Genomic DNA, 20,272 nt, shown 5'->3' with positions numbered 1-20,272 from the left:
TCGTCGGCAGAATGTTATGTTGAGAATCAGCCGGCGATAAGTCTAGCGCCATAGTAGCAGTGGTGTAATCGACAGCTTTGAGTAAAGGTAGGGGTGGACTAGGTTCGAGGAGAGCACGAATGCCTGCAATGACCGACCCGATGGCGGCCCTCATATCGTTTCAACGGGAATTGAAACGCGGCACGCTGCAAATCCAGCCATGCGAGACCGACCCGAATCTCTTCGTCCATCTCGACCACCCGACCGGAAAGCCCCGGTTCACATACGTGCGCCTGGAAGGAAAAACAGTCGCCTCCATGGCGATCTTCGCTCTTGTCGAACCTATTGAGCGACAGCAGTGCTTCCACATGGGCTACGCTGTCGCCGAAGGCTTCCGGCATCAGGGTCGAGGTAGGGAGATAGCGGCGGCGGCACTGAGGGAGCTTGCAAACGGATTCAGCAGAACGCCGATCAGGACATTCTACGTTGAAGCGGTCGTTGGTGTAGGTAATGAGGCGTCCCACAAAATAGCGGCAAAGCTGCTGTCCGGTATGCCAACACCGATCACTGATGAGATATCAGGGGAACCCGCTTTTCAGTATCTACTCAAAGTGGACACAAGAGAAGCGTAGTTAGATGTGTCATCGCTGCCATCCGAGGTTAGCGGCTTCGACTTCTGTTTACTTTAGTTTTTCCGGCTTCGCTTCGGTTCGGAAGGTCACGTAGGAATTGTGGTCGATCACTGCGTTTCTGAAGTCGGAGGCGGTCCGCTTCTTCGGCGCAACGTCCACGCGGTCTACGACGACGCACGCAGACCTGATCTGCGAGCGCTTCGTGTAGTTTCCGGGGCTGTTCTTCACCTTGATCATCAGTAGTCCGTGAAGATCTTCCTCAGATCCCTGTCGCTTATGTTGTCTCTGCAGGCGTCACCGACGCGGCGCGCCTTACCACCGTTAACGCTCTTGTAGCAGGTACTGGTTCCATCGGCGTTAACGGTCAGCTCATACTGGATCTCGCCGTCCGCCTTTGTCCAGACCCTGCGGTCCGGGCCAACCTCGAGGCGCCAGTCAAGGCACGCTCCATCGATGCCCGCCATCGCATTCGCTACATCCAGCGCCGACTGGTAGCGATCTTCAGGCTTCGTCTCCAGACACTTCTTGATCACGTTGCGGAGCTTCGATGGCACATGCGCGGCGAAGGACTTGCGGTCGGGGAACCTCCCGTTCCGGACATCGAAGCGGAAAGTATCACGGTCGAAACCCGCACCGGTCCCGTATTTCGCCATCTGTGAATAGAAGTGTTCGTTGCCGTTGCTCATGCGGTACAGCGTGAGCCCGACCTGATAGATGTCGAATGTCCGGTCGAACTGGTCCGTCTCCAGAGCCTCCGGAGCGATCATGGGATGGTAGTGTCTGTCCTGGATGGCCACCCCCCGGTAATTCATCTGCTTCGCCTGGCCGAAATCCGACACCAGCGCCTCGCGCCGCGGCGACAGCAGGATGTTGTCCGGCTTCACGTCGAAGTGCACGAGGTTCTTGGAGTGGATGTTATGTAGACCTGCCAGTATCTGTGACCCGAGAGTTATCACCTCCCGGATGGTCATGTGCTTTCCGGTGATCAGATCCTTGACGGAGCCATTCTGGTAATAGGGCATCGCGACATAGACGTGGTCGGCGTCGAAGCATGCATAGTGGATCTGTACCACATGGGGATGCGCGCTCGAATAGAGAGCCTGGGATTCAGCGAAGAACTCCTCCGGAGAATTCAACGTGTTCTTGCGGATCTGCTTCGTGACGATCTCGGCGTTGAGCTGATGGTCACGGGTGACGTAGGTCCGGGAGTTGCGCCCGTCCTGTCCGATCTCCCTGATGAAGTCGAAAGCGAGTTCAGCCTTCTGGTATGGCTTATGCATCCTTCGCTCCTATGGCGCAGAGGATCGCCTCCCGTTCTTCTTTACTCATCTTTTTCCAGTTCTCGACACCTGGATACTCCTTGCCTTCCGCGAACGGCTTGAACTCGTCGCGGTCAATGCCGAGTCTCCTGGAGATCGAGGCGATCTGCCCGACGTAGTAGGATTGGAGTTCGCTGCTTGCGAAGGCCTCGAGGATAACACCTTCGATCTGTATCCTTTCGATGTTCGGATTTGCCATGCCTTCGGTGACCCTGATGCCCGCGCGCTCGACCTTATACTCGTGGAGAACGTCAAGAAGATTCGAGCGGACGTACTTCAGCGCAGCAGGCGTTTCGAATGCCGCCGGGATTTTGATCTCTTCGACGTTGACGATGGTCGACTCTTCGGCATCAAAGATCGCGAACGTGACCACCTTCGGTGTGGCCCGAATGCCTATCGTAATCATGGATCCCCCTCCCGAGGTCAGCGATGGTTTCACGGCCGATGTCGAGTCGCGGCCATTCTACGCGCGCCGAGGAGCGCAACTCAAGGATTGGTTTCCTCTTTTGTTCGTCAGTTTCTGCGAAGCCCTCGCCGCCTCGTCCGCCATCACATTTCGCTCAATCCCCGAATGCCCCTTGCACAGTTGGATCCTGACCAACGGGTTCCGCTCCACCAGTTCATCGAGTTCCTGCCACAGCTTCGGATCCGGGATCGGCCGACGTCTCTCGTGAGAATTCGCCCTCACCCGCTTCCAACCGTTGCCGCGCCAGATCTGCCGCCATCGAACGCATCCTTCGACTACATGAGCGGAATCTGTCCAGATCACCGCGGCCGTCGCCGGGGCTTCGCGCTCAAGCCAGGATACCGCTTGAACGATCGACAGGACTTCGAAGGTGTTGTTCGAGGGGCCAGACGCAGTGCCTGCGGCCGCGTGGATCTGGCGCTCGCCGTCCATGACAACGAAGGCCCGGCCTCCGGATCAGGAGGCGGCATCGAAGGAGCCGTCAGCATACAAGTGAAGGGCATCGGCCATTTGAGGGAAACCTTCCGTAGTGACACGTTGTTCACCCGATTGAGGTTGTGTTGCCGAGCCGTTCGCCCAAAGATGAGTTATGGAGGGACGTGATGCGTAGCAAGAAACCAATCGAAAAGATGTGGAGCCGTATCGAAACCGATGCCGTTTGCGACACAAGAAAGCTGTGCGCCGCGATAGTCAGGATGTCGGAACAGTACAAAGCGATATTACCTTCCGAGTACGACCCGAATTTTATATTCCACGCTCTGAATGAAGCCACATGGCAAGACGTTCGTCGGATCCAAGCCAATCTCGAAACGGCACAAAGCGGCCTGAACATTCTCGCAGGGACGTCGCTGGAACGATATCGTATGCCGATCAAAAGTACCGAACCCGCTTAAAAATCCTGGCTCCCCAATCTTTCCGCCAACCCGCGAAAACACGGTCAGTTGGTTCCGGACAACGTAGTTGCACCGAGGGCAATTGCAATTCGTTTCACATTTTAAACATCGTGTTCTCGATCGAGAAACACCCGAGCCGCTACCACCCATTCCGGGAATCGAGACCTGTGCCGGCTCGAGCCTGCCTACAGGATGATTTTGATCCTGGTTTCTTCAAGGGGATGGAATGGATATCGTTTCTGCAGAACGCCTTAGAAAAGCAGCGGAAGGTCTAAGTGAAGACTGGTTACAAAATCTCGGAACTATGGGCTTGGGAGGTTTTGCGGAATTACGCTCGGGCGATGCGTTGGCATCAGCCATCGGCAATGTGTTTCAGGTGGTTCGCGAGAACGCGGTCGGTAATAATGTGCCGCCTGGGCAACCTGCTATAGAAACTGATCAGTCCGTATCCGTCGCTCCACTCACAATCATGGTGACTAATTTTCTCCAGGATACGGAGGTCTTTCCCGACATCACCACGTGGATGGCTTATGCGGCTACTCTATTGGCGCAAGAAGACTTCGCGACGACATTTTCAGCGACGGGTAGTCATGAGGAGCGTCTCACAGGACATCTGCTATCCAGCCTTCTTAATTCAGTAGACGTAACACTTGATTATGCATCACGTTGCTTTCAAGACCAAGTCTTCCCTGACAAGATGGACTTTAGATCCCAACAAGCAGAGATCAACGAGGCAATTCTCTTCCATTACGCCGACATTGCGATGGGGAAGCAGGAGAAGGACACTGGAGCCGACTTAGGGGTCGTTCTCTGCTTGTTTATCGAAGGAATACGATGCTTCCGGCCCTTCAGGCTCCAAGCAAAAAAGGTCAACAGCGAAGGGCGGGCCGATATTCGCCACCCGAAACACAATGTTTGGGGGCAAGCAGAGAAGCTACTCAATTCTAGGATCGGTCACTACCTGTTTTATTTTCAGCGCAATTCAACCAACGACCGGCCTCTGGCGGTACCATCGCCGATCGTGCAGTCTGTTGAAACGATTTTGTCGACGTCAGAATACGCGAGCAACGTCGACACTTCTATCAATTCCCTTGACCTCGCCACGTTTATCCTACGCGAGATGTGCCGGCTCGAACGAGATGAACACGATTACTCTACGCTCGACGAAGCTATCGGTGTGCTTCTCGAAAATCATGACGACCCGCCGAGTGGAGTAGTGGCATTTGGCAATGTCGACACAGCTTTTCGTTTAACTCGGAGATTGGAAACGGCAATCGACAACATTCAACGTCATGTCCAGCCGGAGCCGGAACCAGATTACGAGAACGACGGTCCAACATACAGGCCCGCACTGATCGCCTCAAAAGGCCTGAACAGGTAAAGCAAAATGACCAGGGCGTGGAGAAAAATCACGCTGACGAGGCACCTCCACACGCCCCGAACTCCAAGACCTTTCCGCCCTCGGCCAGGTAGGCATCCCTGTTCTGCAGCCAGACGACCTTTGGCGGGATCCAGCGCGTCACCATCGGCCTCCCCTCACCGCCCTCGTCATCCACGATCCATCGACCGGGGGTCAGAGTGGTGTTCGACCAGTCGATGTTCCAATCGACCTCGTCGCACCCGCATTCGTAGATCTCGGTTCGTTTCGTCCCGGCCGTCTCCACTCGAAGCGATGACATCGTCCCTTGCACGTCAGGGCGGGCACGGGAAAGGTAGAGCATCGCGTTCGTCGCCAGCCGGGCGAGGTGCCAGAGGCTCGCCTGCTTCGCCAACGCTTTGTCACCAATGATCTCGAGCTTCTTGTAATTCAGCTTCGCGACGTCGGCATCCTCAGGGATCGTGAAGGCGACGAAGCGATTGAAGTTGACCAGCGTCTGGTCGGGCATGTGGTGTTCTCGCTGATCCCAACCGGGATAGTTCGTCACGAATGTCAGGAGCCAGCCGCGGACCGGGCTGTCGGTATGGGTGATATAGAAGCCTTCGATCAGGGATGCCGGATTGTCCCGGTCGTATTCAAGGGTCTCGCCGACGTGGCAGTAGATTCCTGTCCGCCATGGGAAGACGTTCCGGAGCGTAATGCCGTCACTCCATGTGGCTTCGAGATGAGGTCCGATCTGAGCCATGTCGAAGATGATACCGCCGTTTTCGAGGTGATGGTTTCGGACTTGCCTCAGGAAACTCGGCAGATACTCGTTTCCGCGCTTCCGGCGATCAGCGTATTCGAGCTTCTTATAGAGCTGCTCGACCGCATCATCACTCGTGTCGGCACCTGCGGCCGCCTGTTCAGCCCGGATGCGCTCCCGCAAGTTCGCCCGCTGGATGTTTCCCAGGTTATACCAGAGATCGAACCTGAGAGGATGATACCAGACGGGCAGGCCATATATCTCGTAGCCCTTGTCCGCTATGTCGCCGCCTTCCGTCATTTGCCCCGTCGCTCTCCTGAATCAGTCATGGGACGCTATACCGGATCAGGATCGGCGCCAACGGACCGGTATCAGAATACCGGTTGCCGCTTGACAATTTGAACAAACCAGGAACATATGGCGTTGCCTGTGAAATCCCACGCTCCATGATGGAGGCGCCTGATGATGGCATTGCGAATACGGATACGTCGTCTCTGACGTCAGATTGTGCACCCGTTCCCCAGGGGAATGAAGAGCGCACGAGCCCCATCGCGAATCCTTGAATGAATCCTTGCCGCCCCTCCAAAGAGGCCGCGGCACGCTTTCCTGCGTTGCGAAGTATAGCCGCCGCTGACCTTCCATAGGGGGCGCCGAAGCATTGACACAACTTCAGCGATACTTGAGCGCGGGTGAACGTGGACGAGTTCAGGCACGAGTCCTGTCGGGCATCTGACAACCGAAAATCAGAAAAATAATTGAAATCAAAGGATTCGTCTTGGGGTGCCTCGGGAGGATGGCGGACCCCGGATTGCGTTTCTCATTTTCTGTGCTTTCCTCATACACGTTCGACGGGCACAGCCGGAGGACAAGTAAGCAGTCACAGAAACCAGAAAACATGCCGCCGGAAGCACCGGGGCGTGAACGGAGAAGCCATGTCCAATCGCAAGAACCCCAAGTCGCAGCGCGTCCTCTCACGCTCGATGACGATGAACGACCTCGAAGAGTGGTTCGAGGCCGAGTTCAGGAGAATACGGCGCCGCGCACAGCGCAAGCGTCATCCAGCCACCGTGGCGGCCACGGGTCGCAAGAAGGAGAAACATCATGCCTAACACGACGAATTACAGCGATTTCGAAAAAGATCTGGAGAATGAGGCCTATTGGAAGGCCGTCTTCGGGCCTGACAACGAACCCCAGCGCGAATTCAGGGCCGGAACTCGGCACACGACCCTGCTGGGCTGGTTTCCAACCCGCAAATGCATCCGCGGGGAAGTCCGAACCAGAGAGCCTCTGATGGGCGACCTCCTTTTTCACCTCGACACCGATCCGGCCATCCGTGTCATCACGGAGTTCCCTGTCAAACAGCTCTACGATGCGCGCAAGTCGGACGGCACGCCTATCGCAAAGGAACACATCCCGGATCTCGGGGTACTGCGGGCGGACGGCGCGGTCTTCGTCATCGACGTGATGCCGTTTTACGTCCGGAAGAGCATCCGCGGGATGGATAAACGCATCGCCATCCTTCGCCGACACTATCGGAAGCTTGGTGCCACGTACCTGCTCCTGGACGAGACGACGATCCGGCTGGAACCGCTGTTCTCGAACCTTCGCCTCATGTGGAAGCACAAGCAGTCGAAGCATGAGCCTTCTGGAATGGCGCAGCTCCGCGACGCGCTCAGGGAGGCATCCTATCCCGCCTCCATCGAGACCCTCATGCGAACGATGCCGAACAACGCGATCTTCGCGCGGTGGAGCGACGAACCTCCGTCAGATGCCCGGCATGTCATCGAATGCAATCCGACGTTCTCGGCTGTCATGCAGCTCGCGATCTCGGGCGAACTCGACGTCGACCTCAACTCGAAATTCTCAAGCAAAACCATCGTTACGCGGAAGGAGAACGCACATGTCTGAGGATATCATCTGGCGCAAAGTCAAAAGCTACCATGAACTCGAACTGCCGCCCGACCGTGACGGCGGATTGCCGATGCAGGGGTTCACAATGACCCCGCGCTCGACCTTCATCGTGATGAACATCCGGAAAACCCGGTACGGCATCCTCGCCTACGAGGGCGGCTTCCAGCCGACCCAGGATTCCCAGCCATTGTCGCGCTTCATCCATGTCGGCACCAACGATGTCGTTCTTCTGTCGAACTGGCAGCTTCACCTTCTGCAGAAGGACGGCCGCATCCGCCCGGTTATGGGTCCTGATGACAGCCCGAGAAACGTGCCGGGTTCGTCTCTCAACATCACGGGACCGAAGCGGGAGAAGGCGCTGCGCATGATGGAATATGCGGATGCCTTTGAGGAACACATGCGAGAGCACAATACCTGGACGCTCTCGGACGAGCAGAAGGCCACGATCGTCGCCGAGGTCGCCGCACGGATCGGCGACGACAATCCACCGAAGCGGTCTCGATGGTACGAGCTGATGCAGACCTCCCGGAAGGGAAATCAGTTCGACCGCTTGATCGCCTTCGCCGACAACGATGCCGCAAAAGGCAACCGGAGCCCTCGCTATGGCACTGCAGTGAACGAGGCCATCAAACATGCCGCCCACGCGGCCGTGGCAGCGCAAGGCGACTGGCACAGCATCCGATCCAACCTGGTGAATTGGGCAAAGATCGGCAAGGAGTACTATCATCTCCGCGATCAAATCCTGGATGAGAACGGGGTCTGCAAGATCCCCGAAAGAAAACTTCAGCGGGTCTTGGGAAGCATGAACCGCTACGTCTACGACTTCCTGCACTATGGTCAGGAGCACGCCGAGCGAGTCCACAAGAGGACACTCAAGCAGATCCGGCCGAACGCGCCGCTGGCCATCGTCGACGTCGACCACTCCACGTTCGATATCGAGCTGATCGACGATGTGTACCCGATCGCCTATGGACGGCCGGATCTGGTTCTATTTAGGGATCGATGCACATCGATCCGGCTCGGATACGGCGTGGCATTTGGAGCGCCCTCGTACCAGACCTTTCTCGAAGGGCTGAAGCACGCGATGTTCGAGAAGGATCCGGGCCTCATGAATGGGGTGGTGTTTCCGTGGTTCGGGACACCAGTAACGCTCGGTGTCGACAACGCGAAACATCTGGTCGGACTTAACATCCGTGCAGCCGCCAAAGAATTCGGTTTTAGAACAGTAGCTTACAAGCCGGGCCATCCATGGGAAAAAGGCGCGCTTGAGGTGCTGTTCGGCATCCTTGGACGCAAACTCGTGCACCGTTTACCGGGTACGACGAAAAGCAATCCGGAGGCGCGCGACAAGTATGATGAGGAGCAGGAACTTGCGCGCCCGGTACTGACGGTTTCCGAATTCATGGGCTTCCTGAACTACTACTTCGCTTACATTGACCATCGCAGACCGACACAGGGCCTCGGCGAGCTTTCCACTTTTAGCGGGGTACCGGCTGACCGTTGGGAAGAACTCATCGCTGACGCTCCAGAGGCGCCGTTGATCTCCAAGGACATCTTCACCAGACTCGGCGGAGATGTCGGTTCCGTGTGCATCGGGACGCGCGGTATCCGGTGGGAGTACGTCACTTACCAGTGCGCAGAACTCATCGTCCTCACCACTAATCCTGGGCACAAGTCCAACCGGAAGTATGACGCCAGACGCAACCCGGACGATATCGGCAGCATCGATGTGAAGGATCCGTATTCGCGGCCAGAGCGTTGGATCACCGTTCCGGTTTGTGATGCGGACGCTGGCTACGCCGTCGGCATGAAGCTCCATGTCCATCGGGCAATCGCGAAATACAAGCGCCAGCAGGAAAAGGACGCTGACAGGGAGATCACCCTGCAGGAGGCGCGGGCCGAAATGGAAGCTTCCCTCGTGGAACTCCACGCCCGCCGCAAGAAGCATGGTACGGCGATGAAGCTGGCACGCTGGTACGAAGGCAACGTCCAGAAGGAAGAGCGCTCGCGCATCGTCGACATGGGCCGCGTTGAATATACGGCAGGTAGGATCGACCTCGCAGCGATCGATAACCGTGCTCCCCCACCCCGCATCAGCACACGTGCGATCGGCGTGATGCCGACGGCGCGTCAGCCTGTCGAGGTTCAACCGAGAGCGTCGGCCACGCGCACCGTCTCCGGGGAGCCGATCAAGTCGGCAACCTTCAACAATCACGACAACGGTCTGCCAGACGACCTGGCTGATTGGGATCTTTAGTAAGGAGTAGACCCGTGACCAACAAGAGCAGGAACGAAGCCGTTTCGAAGGATTCGGCACTCATCAATATGGCGGCTGTCGACAAGGCGGCGGAACCACGGTTTCATACCGAAGCCTTCGAGTCCGACGAAGACAGGATGGCGGCCAGCCGTCTTCCTGTCTCCAGACGGCAGTGGATGATCAAGAACCTGATCGTGAAATACCCGATTTTCAACGAGGGTTATGCCATCATCGCCGAGAACCACTACCCGGTGGCAGGAGGCACACACGCGACCGGCACCGTCGGGGCGATGCTGGGCGAATCCCGGACAGGAAAGACCGCCGTCTGCAGCTACTATTCGGCAATGCATCCTGCGACCTATGACGATGAGGGTGAGATCTTCCCAGTTATCCACCTCACTGCCAGCATCAACATGTCGCCGGTTGAGTTCGCCCACGAACTCAATCGCCTGACGGCGGCTCGATACGCTCGCATGCATGGCGGTGTCGGAGCCTATGTGAACAACGCCCTCCTTCGGCTTCTCAAGGTGAGGACGGAATTGCTGATCGTCGACGACGCGCAGTATCTGTTCTTCGAGCGGACATCCAAGACGGCAGCGAACATGTTTAAACTCATCAAGACCATTGTCGATTACAACACGATGAGCGTGATGCTCGTGGGTGAGGAACGCGTCAGCGATTACGTCAACTCGATCGATGCATTCGTGAACCGCGGCTACAATTCGCATGTCCTCAGGCCGCTGACATCCGGCAAGTCGGACATGAAGCGGTTCGAGAAGCTCCTCGGCGCGATCGACAAACGACTGCCCTTCCCGAACCTCAGCGGCTTCGATGATCCATACCTTGCAAAGGAGATGTACCGATACTCCAACGGGATGATTGGCCGCGTGATGAATCTTGTGCGCCCGGCGGCGTTCAAGGCCATGAACGAAGGCACGTGAGAATCATGATCGAGCACCTGCGGGAAGCTGTCGCGACCCGTCGCCGGAAGGGCGACACGCACGACTATTTCGGAGGTACGCGCGATGCTGCATGATCAATTTCGCGCCGAGCGCATCTTCTCGAGATGGAGCGTACGCCCATGCTTCGGCGAGCCCACGAACGCCTACTTCGCCCGACTGGTCTACGATGGCGAAAACTGCCTTCCGGAGACCTTTGCGAAAAAGACGGGCGTCTGGGTCTCACGCGACAGGTGGGAGATCCTTCTGCAGTCCTTGCTGAAGCTCCCGCTGACGGAGGATGAGAGGCAGGGGCTCGAGCGTTGGTCGCCGGTGCAGTCCGGTCATCGCCATTGGGCACTCTGCGGTGAGAATATCAGTATGACATTGGTCAAGCCGGGCGCGAGATCGTGCCCCGAGTGCCTGAAGGAGGCAGGCTATCATAGGGTATGGTGGGATCTGAACGCTTTCCAGACGTGCCCCGTTCACGATTGCGCCCTTCAGCTCAATCCCAACCGGCATGATCGACGCTGGCCATTCTACGGTATCTGCAAGGAGAAGGTCTCCGCCCCGCCGGAGCTTTCGCCCAGAGGTCGTAAGTCGCTCGAGGGATATATCCTTCAGCGCCTTGGCGCGGTGAGACCAGTGGCAAGACGGCCTCTGTTGGATGGCGAACCCCTGGATGCGGTCATGAGCACCTGCTCCGTTGTGGGCACATTCCTCGACAACCGTCCGACACGGAGGCGGCCGAAGATGTCGAGCCACCATTATGAGATCGGTTTTCAAGCCCTAGGACGCGACGAAGATCATCTGGTCGGCAGTTTCTCGGGATGGCTCAAAACCCACTATCCGAGGGAGGAGCTGCGACAGATTGCGATGCGCAAGTTCGGTTTCATAAGGCATATCTCGCGAAACCGGAAGCCGTTGAAGGATCTGATCTCGACGTCCCAGGTCAAGGCATGCGCGCGTCTGGGCATGCTGAATCCTAAGCTCCGCAGCATTTCGGGCGTCGATGCCCCTGTGCTTAGGAGTAACTTGCCGACCGTGTTGCGGGTTTCGATCTACAGCTCGAATGCTCTTTTACGGCGATCAGGATTCGATCTACAGAAAGGATCGGGAAGGCTAGTGGAAATCCCAGATGGACTCGTTGAAGAGCTCAAGCGCGAAGTCGCTCGGTCTGTCCCGATGTCGGAGGCTGCCCGGCTCCTAGGATGCACGGAGACCGAAGCCTACCTCGTCTCCATGAAACTCGCGAAGTCAGGCTGGGCTGGATGCATTCAGGTCCAAAAGGAGCAAGGAATCAGGCGCCAATACATCGAGGACGAACTCGAGAAACTTCTCGACGTAGTCCGTGCGCTGCCGATCGATAGCGAAAGCAACGAGACGGTCGGCTTTTCAGGAAGAGTTGTGAAATCCCAGGTTTCGAAAACGCGGCTCATGGCCGATGTGCTTCTAGGCAGAGAATCCGCCTATGTCGATCCGGAGGTCCCTGGCCTGAGCGGCCTGCGGTTCAAGAAGCGGAGGCGCGGCGGCAAACCCGCGGAGATTGGTCAGAAGAAGAACGATGCCGACTCCATGATCTGGAGCGAGTTCTTTGCGATGACAGGTGTTTCGAGCAGGGGAATACAGTACCTCGTCGAACAGGGGATCCTTGAGCAGCATTCGAAAAAGGGACTGATGAGGAAAAGCGCGGATGATTTCCACGCTCGTTACATCAACCCCATCCGGTACCTCCGGGGTCAAGGTGTGAACCAGCATTCTGCTGTCAAGGGCCTCGAGTCCTATAGTCTCGAGTATGCATTCCCACCTCATGAAATTGGTAGCGTTCTGGCAGTCAGGAAGCACTTCATTAAAAAGATGGGCGCCCTCTATGTGGCGCCGAGGCGCACCACCGACTTGTGGCCCGACCTGGTCGAAGCTGGAAGGCGTAACTGCCCTTCACTCATGATCCCAAGGACTCCTGGTGATGGGATGTTCGACATCGGACCAAGCAGTCGGCTGCTCTCGGTCAAGGCGATCCTGCAGAATGACGGCATTTGGATCGGAATGCAGTTCATTCCGAGCTATCGACGAATGTGGAAGATCCTGTGTGACAACGAGGCGGAAATCCGCGCGTCCTTGCGATTTCTAAATTTTGTGGGCGGCGACGACCTGCAAACGATCTACGCTACGGTTGCGACGCTCGACGACATCGACCGGGTGACGGCAGATCTCGGAAGGCTCAACATATTCTTCCGCAACGAGGCCCCCTGAGCAAAGGAACACATGAAAGCGCGGCCTCCCCGAGGTTGCGCTTTTTGCTTGCGCGATCCTCTCCTTACATCCCTATAATCAATGAACAAGGATGGCGAATCGGAGCGACCAAACCCACGAAATGCGGAATCCACGCTTATGAGTTCTGGGGACGGCAGAATCCACCCTTGTGGTGGACGGATCCACGGTTATGCTGGTCGATGTGGGGAAAACGCCAATGAAATCAGTCGCGGTGAATCCGGACTTACGCGGCGGGGCAGATTTCCTATAATTTGTTTTAGGCCAAGTAGCGGTCCTTCCAAAAGCCCAAATTAGTAAGGAACGCTGCCTTCACCCTTAATGCGTCCTCTCGATCTGTCTTTACAAGATTGCAAACAACCACTGACGCGAAGCCCAAGTGGGTGGCTAACTCTTCGAACCCAGCGCGAAACAAGCCGTAGTCAGGGAACGGGCCGATCTGAGTCATGTTTCCGGGTGAAATCAACTGATGCCCGTTTGGGTTCACGTGCGCGGCATGATGGCTTAACATGTCGTAAGACTTTTGACGCTTCTTTTCTTTGAAACCGTCAATCTCGTCCAACCGCTCCCGTACGCGGATCGGCTTGAAGTGCTTCTTGCGCTCCTTCTCGCTCATCGTGCGCCAGTCACGAAAGGACTGCGGTTGCTTGGTGAACAAGTCCATGAGGAAATAGATTTCGATCAGGTCACGCACCATTGTCATGGCAGGCTGGAAATAACCACATCGAAGAAGGCGGAGGGCGGATGCGCCGCTGTTGAAGCAGCGTATCGACAAACGCAGAAGCGTCAGTTCATCCTCATTCGTCTCCGTATGAAGCTCCGGTAGTCTGGAAAGGAAATCCAGACAACTGTTGATATGGTCGAGGTGGCGAGACAAATCCTCGTCGCTAGCAATCATGCGGTCATGAGCGGCAACGATGGCCGTTTCATCCACCAGAAACCGTATAGCTGACCCGCCCAATTACCATCCCCCTCTATCGCCTTGTCAATTATTCCCACTAGACCGAGTTGACAAATAATTTATAGCGGCTTTTCAACATATGCCGTCCACATTTGAGCCAGCTGAAGTCAAAACCAGCAAGCAAAAAGGACAGATGATACTAAGTCAAGTTCCTGAAATAGCTACATTATAGGAACATTCTTTAAGAACAAGAGTACCCAAAGGCACGTCGGGCGAGCCATTTTCAAGCAAATAACATTTAATGTAGCCGCCCCCTGAAGCTCCCATTGTTCAGATCGATTTCAGCGAAACCCGTTTCTCAAGCTCCGCCGCCGCTTCTTTCCGTTCGCTATAGCGGTCGGTCAGGTAGGCGGAGGCATCGCGGGTCAGGATGGTGAACTTCACCAGTTCCTCGCAGACATCAACAACGCGGTCGTAATAGGATGACGGTTTCATCCGGCCGTCGGCATCAAATTCCTGAAACGCCTTGGCAACAGATGACTGGTTTGGAATTGTGATCATCCGCATCCAGCGGCCAAGAATGCGCATCTGGTTGACGGCATTGAAAGACTGACTGCCGCCCGAAACCTCCATCACCGCAAGCGTCTTGCCTTGTGTGGGTCGCACGGAACCGACCGAAAGCGGGATCCAGTCGATCTGCGATTTCATGATCCCGGTCATGGCCCCGTGGCGTTCCGGGCTCACCCACACCTGGCCCTCTGACCATTGGGAAAGCTCCCGCAGCTCCTGGACCTTGGGATGGCTGACAGGCGCTTCGTCCGGCAGTGGCAGGCCCGCCGGATCAAAAATCCGGACCTCGCATCCCAGGCGCTCAAGCAAACGGCGGACCTCGAAGGAAAGCAGCCGACTGTACGACACCTCCCGAAGCGACCCGTACAGAATGAGAATCCGAGGCTTATGGGTGGAAAATGCAGGCCGAAGGGCTTCGGGATCGACGGGGCGAAGATGCTGTTCGTCCAGTGCGGGGAAAGTATCAGCCAAGGCGCTTGCCCTCCGCATCCAGAACCTGCTCTCCATCTTCTTTAGTGAACGGCCCCGTGAATGCATCGGACGGCAGAATGTCGAGTACCAGTTCCGAAGGGCGTGCGAGACGGGTACCAAGCGGTGTCACCACAAGCGGACGATTGATCAGGATCGGCGTCGAAATCATGGCGTCAAGCAGTTGATCATCGGTCAGATCGGGATTGTCGAGGCCAAGCTCGGCGAACGGTGTGCCCTTCTCCCGGATTGCTTCGCGAACAGAGAGGCCCGCATCGCGGATCATCTTCGCAAGTTGATCGCGCGCCGGCGGATTTTGGAGATATTCTATAACGGTTGGTTCGATCCCGGCGGCACGGATCAGGGCCAAGGTGTTGCGGGAAGTTCCGCAGGCAGGGTTATGATAGATGGTGACATCCATGTTCAGGACCTTTCAGAAGCGGTTGTCCGGGAAACGGCGGGCGATGCCTCGTACCAAGTCTTGGAGCGGTTCACGATCCAGACAACGGAGAGCATTACAGGCACCTCGATGAGCACACCGACCACGGTGGCAAGAGCAGCACCCGACTGGAAGCCGAAGAGGCTTATGGCTGCGGCGACCGCCAGTTCGAAGAAATTGCTGGCACCAATCAGCGCAGAGGGTCCAGCCACGCAATGACGTTCACCCGACATGCGGTTCAACAGATAGGCCAGGCCAGAGTTAAAATAGACCTGAATGAGGATTGGCACCGCCAGCAGCGCAATAATGGCCGGTTGCGCCAGGATTTGCTCTCCCTGAAACGCGAAGAGAAGCACGAGCGTTGCCAGAAGGGCAACGAGTGACACCGGCTGAAGCTTCGCAAGCAGGGCATCAAGCGCCGTGGTGGTTCCGTCGGCCGTGAGGCGGCTGCGCAGCATCTGCGCGATAACAACAGGCACGACGATGTAGAGAGCGACCGAAAGCAAAAGCGTTGCCCACGGAACGGTGATCGCCGAAAGCCCCAGCAAAAGCCCCACAATCGGCGCAAAAGCAACGACCATGATCGCATCGTTCAGCGCCACCTGCGACAGCGTGAACAAAGGTTCGCCACGGGTCAGGTTGCTCCACACAAAAACCATGGCTGTGCACGGAGCTGCAGCGAGGATGATAAGACCTGCGATATAGGAATCGATCTGGTCGGCAGGAAGATAAGGCCGAAAGAGCCAGCCAATGAAGAGCCAGCCCAAAAGCGCCATGGAAAACGGCTTGATTGCCCAGTTGATGAACAGCGTGACCCCGATTCCGCGCCAATAGGAACCGACCTGCCTCAGCGAACGGAAGTCGATCTTGAGAAGCATCGGAATGATCATCAGCCAGATCAGAATGGCCACGGGAATGTTGACCTTGGCAACCTCGGCAGCGCCAATAACCTGGAAAACCCCGGGCATGGCATGACCGAAGGCGACGCCAACGGCAATGCAGACGAAAACCCAGACAGTCAGGTAGCGTTCGAAAGTGGACATTAGGCGGGCTTTCCTTGGCTCGTTTTGCAATCTGCAATCTCTCGCGCACAGCAGGGTGTTAGCTCCGCGATCAGGGGCGCGCAAAGCTCGGAGGAGCCGCCGCAACAATCCTTGAGCAGGAACAGCATGAGGTTACGAAGGCCAACCAGATCGGCTCTATAAATGATTGATCTGCTCTGCCTCTCGCTTTTCACAAGCCCTGCTCGGGACAGTGTGGCCAGGTGAGCCGACATCGTGTTTTGTGGAACATCAAGAAGCCGCGCAAGCTCTCCTGCAGCAATGCCCTCCGGTTCATGCCGAACAAGCAGGCGGAAGGTTTCGAGCCTCGTGTTTTGAGCCAGCGCAGCAAGAGCTGCTATCGCAAAGTTATTTTCCATATATCCAGAATAATCGATATGATGTCGATGTCAACCGACATGCGTTCCGGGCGTCTCGTCAGACGAAGCTCGCGCCTCCTGCCGCATCCCGCCAAGGAACCATCCTCTCCCCTGCCGGTTTAGTGCCCATCACAGACAGGAGCGACCATGACCGACGCCAAGCAGGACGCAGGCAGCGATGCAGCCAGAAGCGACCCCAAGACCGCAGAGAAGGATCGTGAAAAACTGAAGGAAAAGGCGGAAAAAGGCATGCGCGATGCCACCGGCGAACCGCCGAAGGATCAGGTGTGATTTATTTCACCAGCGACACACATTTCGGCGATCCACGCGTCTTGCGGCTGGATCGCCGTCCTTTTCCTGATTTGACCTCGCATGATGTTGCACTGATCGCGCTCTGGAACGAGATCGTGCGCGAAGACGACGAGATCTGGCACCTGGGGGATTTCATGTCCGCCCGCGCTGGCGATTGCGCCCCTTTGCTGGATCGGCTGAACGGGCGCAAACACCTCATCATCGGCAATAACGACCCGGACGAGGTGGTAAACGCCAGCCAATGGCAAAGCGTGCAGCACTACAAGGAGTTGACCGTGGATGGGCACCTGCTGATCCTCTGCCACTACCCTTTCCGCACCTGGAACAAGATCGGCAAGAACTCCATCAATCTGCACGGCCATTCGCACGGCAAGTTGAAACCAATCCTGCGCCAGTTCGATGCGGGCGTGGATGCGCAGGCGCTTCGACCCGTTACCCTGCCTCAAATTCTGGCGAGCAGGAGCAAAGCCAGTCAGGGCCAGACTTCATCCTGAACGGTTCTTTCGGAATGCGCGCCGCCATAGTCTTCATCACTCACCTGCTCCAGCCAATCGACAACCTTGCCGTCCAGACTTTCCTGAATGGCGATATGTGTCATCGCATGGGTGGGAGAGGCTCCGTGCCAGTGCTTTTCGCCCGGTTCGAACCAGACAACATCACCGGGGCGAATTTCTTCAATCGGCCCGCCCTCGCGCTGCGCAAGACCCGCCCCTGAAACAACGATCAGCGTCTGCCCAAGCGGATGTGTGTGCCAGGCGGTTCGCGCACCGGGCTCGAACGTTACCGTGGCTGCTGCCGCACGGCGGGCATCATTGGGAGAAAACAACGGATCGATCCGCACATTCCCGCTGAAATAATCGGCCGGCCCTTTGGTTGAGGGCATGGTGCCGTTTCTGGTGATCTGCATGGTCGCCTTCCTTTCGCTCTATTCCCTGACATCTAGGACGATAAGCACATTTGTCAGGAACCTTGCGGCTCTGGATTTCCGCCCCCGCTGCAAAACATGCACAGGCAGCAGAAAGACGCAATTTCACTGACACAATACAATGTCATCCATTCCGTCATCCCTTAGAAACAAGACGTATGATGGCCCCATCATCGAATGCGGGAACGGGTTGAGCGATGACGAACACGGCGGGTGACAAAGATCTGATAGAGGATGCCGGCGATGCGAGCGCCGCACCGTTTCCCATGCAAGGCTCAAAAGAGGCAGCGCAGGCTCACGGATCCAGCAGTCTGTTGCGGGAGCACCTCGTGCCCTTGCTTCTGGTGTTTCTGGTGGCACTTGCCACCCTGCTCCCCGGCATAAACACCCTGCCCCTGACGGATCGGGATGAGGCGCTCTATGTGCAGGCAAGCCGCCAGATGCTGGAAAGCGGCGATTGGGTGGATATCCGCTTTCAGAACGAACCCCGCTACAAGAAACCCGTCGGGATCTATTGGCTGCAGGGTCTGGCGGCCAAAACCATCGGCACAGGCGCCGGGAGCGCCCTGTGGGTCTATCGCCTGCCCTCCCTGTTCGGCGCAATTCTCACCGCAATGCTGACCTATGCAATTGCCGCGCAGATGGGCGGCAAGCGAGCAGGCCTTTTGGCTGGCCTTCTCGCCGCCATGACCGTCGAACTCGCATTCGAAGCCCGCATCGGCAAGACGGATGCCATGCTGTGCGCCACCATTGTCGCTTCACAGCTTGGCTTGCTCTCAGCCTATCTGGATGAAAACCGCCGTCAGCGCCTGTGGCGCAATGCGCTGTTCTGGCTGGCACTTGGACTTGGCACTTTGATCAAAGGGCCGGTCGCCCCCATGATTGCGGGCTTCACGCTTCTTGGCATCCTCGCCACAGAACGCAACCTCTCCATCCTCCGCGCCCTCTCGCCGGTTCGCGGCATCATCGCCTATTTATGCGTTGTGCTGCCATGGCTCCTGGCCATTGGCTGGATTTCAAAGGGCGCCTTTTTCCAGCAATCTGTCGGCCATGACATGCTGGGCAAAATTGCCACCGCGCAGGAAAGCCATGGCGCACCGCCCGGCACCTATATTCTGACCTCGCTTGGCACGTTCTGGCCCCTTTCCATCTTCTTTTCTCTGGCAGTCTGGTGGGCATGGAAAAACCGCCATACGAAAACGGTCGCGTTTCTCTTCTTCTGGATAGTGCCCGCCTGGCTGCTGTTCGAGCTGATTGCAACCAAGCTGCCCAATTACATCCTGCCCATGATGCCCGCCTGGGCCGTGCTGGCGGGATTGGCGGTGAACGATATCGGGCTGAAGACATCCAATCGCTGGTTCCGCTTCACCTATCTCGGCATTGCCGCTGGAGGCGTTGCACTGCCACTCGCCCTGAACCTGCTGTTTTATCATATCGAAGGGCATATCCACTTGATCGGCCTCGCACTGGGTGCTTGCGCGGCCACACTCAGCATTCTTGCCAGCGTCTGGTTCATGCGCAACCGGCTACGTGCGGGCTTCACCGCCGTGATCGTGGCCGTCGCGGCCATCTATGCCCTCGGCTACGGGCTGCTTCTTCCGGATGCGCGGGGCCTATGGCTTTCAGACAGAATTAAGGAAGCCTTCAACCGACAGACCAATTGCGAAAAACCTGTCAAACTCTCCATCGGCTATGCGGAACCCAGCATCGTTTTTCGGCTGGGAACGCCGATGCAGCGCCTGAATGCAGAGGATGGGGCAAAGGCCTTCCACGACGCAGCCTGCGCCATAGCTGCCGTTACCTCCAGCCAAATGCCCGCTTTCACCGCAGCCTTGGCGACCATGGGAGGATCGGCAGATCCCGTGGAACTGGTCACGGCACGCAACCTGAACGGATTGAAAATCCAGTCGGTCCAGATTGTCCGAAAGCGGCTGAACTAGAGCTTTTTCGCATCCAACAGAAACACGAAAAAGCTCTAACGGCTCTGGAGAGGACTGCGATCTGATAGGATCCTGTCTGCTCGCCTGAACTCGGCCTTTTACGCGCAGGAAAGAAGGCGCAACGCTCCCCCTTGCTTGCACGCAGAAATCCGTCAGCCGGTTCGCGCCAGACGATCCAGCTGCCACGCATTCATCGGCAGAGAATAATGCGATCAGATTGGAATCGGTCGAAGATCAGAACACAACTATAAATACATAGAATTCAGGGGCGAAATAGAGGTTTTACCGCTGGTTTTGGGGATGTTTCGCTAAAAGGCCCTTTACGAAATCGGCTGGAACAGGTCATGAACCTGCCAATCTGATGACCAAAATGAGTGCAGGCGATCGACAATTTTCTGAATTTTACCTTCAAAAATACCTGCCAAAAGCCAAACTCGAATTATTTTCATTGTCACGTACAGAATAATTCACGGGCGAAACTGACTTTCTATCAACAAAACCCTAGATA

General features: G+C 56.7%; 21 protein-coding genes and 1 pseudogene. 11 read left to right on the top strand and 11 right to left on the bottom strand.

Annotated features, from left to right (window positions below; genetic code table 11):
• Positions 1 to 119: 119 nt before the first annotated feature.
• Positions 120 to 611: a GNAT family N-acetyltransferase gene (locus tag ACFSE1_RS09985; protein ID WP_377400159.1), complete on the top strand. Its 492-nt coding sequence runs from the start codon at positions 120 to 122 to the stop codon at positions 609 to 611.
• 48 nt (positions 612 to 659) lie between these two features.
• Here ACFSE1_RS09985 and ACFSE1_RS09980 read toward each other — a convergent pair whose 3' ends face one another.
• The 4 genes and pseudogenes from ACFSE1_RS09980 to ACFSE1_RS09965 all read right to left on the bottom strand — a co-directional run.
• On the bottom strand, positions 660 to 848 hold the full coding sequence (locus tag ACFSE1_RS09980) for a hypothetical protein (protein ID WP_377400156.1): 189 nt from the start codon (positions 846 to 848) through the stop codon (positions 660 to 662).
• Entirely contained in the window at positions 848 to 1,891 is a 1,044-nt protein-coding gene (locus tag ACFSE1_RS09975; RefSeq protein WP_377400154.1) for a serine/threonine-protein kinase, read from the bottom strand. The genes ACFSE1_RS09980 and ACFSE1_RS09975 overlap by 1 nt, the downstream gene beginning before the upstream one ends.
• Positions 1,884 to 2,336, bottom strand: coding sequence for a hypothetical protein (locus tag ACFSE1_RS09970; RefSeq protein WP_377400151.1), 453 nt, complete (start codon positions 2,334 to 2,336; stop codon positions 1,884 to 1,886). Before ACFSE1_RS09970 ends, ACFSE1_RS09975 begins: the two co-directional genes overlap by 8 nt.
• Positions 2,337 to 2,393: 57 nt before the next feature.
• Positions 2,394 to 2,837 (bottom strand): annotated as a pseudogene (locus ACFSE1_RS09965) (RNase H family protein); the annotation flags it as partial.
• Between the two features lie 161 nt (positions 2,838 to 2,998).
• On the opposite strand from ACFSE1_RS09965, the gene ACFSE1_RS09960 reads away from it, so the two are divergent.
• Positions 2,999 to 3,289: a hypothetical protein gene (locus ACFSE1_RS09960; RefSeq protein ID WP_377400148.1), complete on the top strand. Its 291-nt coding sequence runs from the start codon at positions 2,999 to 3,001 to the stop codon at positions 3,287 to 3,289.
• A gap of 226 nt (positions 3,290 to 3,515) precedes the next feature.
• Positions 3,516 to 4,670 carry a hypothetical protein gene (locus ACFSE1_RS09955; RefSeq protein WP_377400145.1) on the top strand — a complete coding sequence of 385 codons (1,155 nt, stop codon included), beginning with the start codon at positions 3,516 to 3,518 and terminating at the stop codon, positions 4,668 to 4,670.
• Between the two features lie 28 nt (positions 4,671 to 4,698).
• On the opposite strand, the gene ACFSE1_RS09950 is transcribed toward ACFSE1_RS09955, so the two are convergent.
• On the bottom strand, positions 4,699 to 5,712 hold the full coding sequence (locus tag ACFSE1_RS09950; protein ID WP_377400142.1) for a hypothetical protein: 1,014 nt from the start codon (positions 5,710 to 5,712) through the stop codon (positions 4,699 to 4,701).
• 632 nt (positions 5,713 to 6,344) lie between these two features.
• Between ACFSE1_RS09950 and ACFSE1_RS09945 the strand changes: the two genes are divergently transcribed.
• From ACFSE1_RS09945 to ACFSE1_RS09925, 5 genes are all read left to right on the top strand, one after another.
• Entirely contained in the window at positions 6,345 to 6,521 is a 177-nt protein-coding gene (locus ACFSE1_RS09945) for a hypothetical protein (protein WP_377400139.1), read from the top strand.
• Positions 6,514 to 7,320 (top strand): hypothetical protein, encoded by an 807-nt coding sequence (locus tag ACFSE1_RS09940; RefSeq protein WP_377400136.1) that lies wholly within the window; start codon positions 6,514 to 6,516, stop codon positions 7,318 to 7,320. Before ACFSE1_RS09945 ends, ACFSE1_RS09940 begins: the two co-directional genes overlap by 8 nt.
• Positions 7,313 to 9,580 (top strand): hypothetical protein, encoded by a 2,268-nt coding sequence (locus tag ACFSE1_RS09935; protein ID WP_377400133.1) that lies wholly within the window; start codon positions 7,313 to 7,315, stop codon positions 9,578 to 9,580. The genes ACFSE1_RS09940 and ACFSE1_RS09935 overlap by 8 nt, the downstream gene beginning before the upstream one ends.
• 14 nt (positions 9,581 to 9,594) lie before the next feature.
• Positions 9,595 to 10,521 (top strand): AAA family ATPase, encoded by a 927-nt coding sequence (locus ACFSE1_RS09930; RefSeq protein WP_377400130.1) that lies wholly within the window; start codon positions 9,595 to 9,597, stop codon positions 10,519 to 10,521.
• An 84-nt stretch (positions 10,522 to 10,605) separates the two neighbouring features.
• Positions 10,606 to 12,771: a TniQ family protein gene (locus tag ACFSE1_RS09925; RefSeq protein WP_377400127.1), complete on the top strand. Its 2,166-nt coding sequence runs from the start codon at positions 10,606 to 10,608 to the stop codon at positions 12,769 to 12,771.
• 277 nt (positions 12,772 to 13,048) lie between these two features.
• Here the strand turns inward: ACFSE1_RS09925 and ACFSE1_RS09920 are convergent, their stop codons facing one another.
• From ACFSE1_RS09920 to ACFSE1_RS09900, 5 genes are all read right to left on the bottom strand, one after another.
• A complete protein-coding gene (locus tag ACFSE1_RS09920; protein ID WP_377400124.1) occupies positions 13,049 to 13,750 on the bottom strand; it encodes a DUF5677 domain-containing protein in 702 nt (233 codons plus the stop codon).
• A gap of 270 nt (positions 13,751 to 14,020) precedes the next feature.
• A complete protein-coding gene (gene arsH / locus ACFSE1_RS09915) occupies positions 14,021 to 14,749 on the bottom strand; it encodes an arsenical resistance protein ArsH (RefSeq protein ID WP_377400121.1) in 729 nt (242 codons plus the stop codon).
• Complete coding sequence (gene arsC, locus ACFSE1_RS09910; RefSeq protein WP_377400118.1) at positions 14,724 to 15,149, bottom strand: arsenate reductase (glutaredoxin); 426 nt, start codon at positions 15,147 to 15,149, stop codon at positions 14,724 to 14,726. The genes arsH and arsC overlap by 26 nt, the downstream gene beginning before the upstream one ends.
• 2 nt (positions 15,150 to 15,151) lie before the next feature.
• Positions 15,152 to 16,210, bottom strand: coding sequence for an ACR3 family arsenite efflux transporter (arsB, locus tag ACFSE1_RS09905; RefSeq protein WP_377400115.1), 1,059 nt, complete (start codon positions 16,208 to 16,210; stop codon positions 15,152 to 15,154).
• Positions 16,210 to 16,587, bottom strand: a complete 378-nt coding sequence (locus ACFSE1_RS09900; RefSeq protein ID WP_377400112.1) for an ArsR/SmtB family transcription factor — start codon at positions 16,585 to 16,587, stop codon at positions 16,210 to 16,212. The genes arsB and ACFSE1_RS09900 overlap by 1 nt, the downstream gene beginning before the upstream one ends.
• A gap of 147 nt (positions 16,588 to 16,734) precedes the next feature.
• On the opposite strand from ACFSE1_RS09900, the gene ACFSE1_RS09895 reads away from it, so the two are divergent.
• Together ACFSE1_RS09895 and ACFSE1_RS09890 are read left to right on the top strand one after the other, a co-directional pair.
• On the top strand, positions 16,735 to 16,878 hold the full coding sequence (locus ACFSE1_RS09895; protein ID WP_377400109.1) for a hypothetical protein: 144 nt from the start codon (positions 16,735 to 16,737) through the stop codon (positions 16,876 to 16,878).
• Positions 16,875 to 17,393, top strand: a complete 519-nt coding sequence (locus ACFSE1_RS09890; RefSeq protein WP_377400106.1) for a metallophosphoesterase family protein — start codon at positions 16,875 to 16,877, stop codon at positions 17,391 to 17,393. Before ACFSE1_RS09895 ends, ACFSE1_RS09890 begins: the two co-directional genes overlap by 4 nt.
• On the opposite strand, the gene ACFSE1_RS09885 is transcribed toward ACFSE1_RS09890, so the two are convergent.
• Positions 17,372 to 17,806: a (R)-mandelonitrile lyase gene (locus ACFSE1_RS09885; protein ID WP_377400103.1), complete on the bottom strand. Its 435-nt coding sequence runs from the start codon at positions 17,804 to 17,806 to the stop codon at positions 17,372 to 17,374. The genes ACFSE1_RS09890 and ACFSE1_RS09885 overlap by 22 nt on opposite strands.
• Before the next feature lie 215 nt (positions 17,807 to 18,021).
• Between ACFSE1_RS09885 and ACFSE1_RS09880 the strand changes: the two genes are divergently transcribed.
• Positions 18,022 to 19,764 carry an ArnT family glycosyltransferase gene (locus ACFSE1_RS09880; protein WP_377400100.1) on the top strand — a complete coding sequence of 581 codons (1,743 nt, stop codon included), beginning with the start codon at positions 18,022 to 18,024 and terminating at the stop codon, positions 19,762 to 19,764.
• Positions 19,765 to 20,272 lie beyond the last annotated feature (508 nt).

This window comes from Affinirhizobium helianthi (assembly GCF_042680945.1).
GTDB lineage: Bacteria > Pseudomonadota > Alphaproteobacteria > Rhizobiales > Rhizobiaceae > Neorhizobium > Neorhizobium helianthi.
Note: the sequence above shows the minus strand (reverse complement) of the source record. Positions and strands in the feature narration are given on the sequence as shown.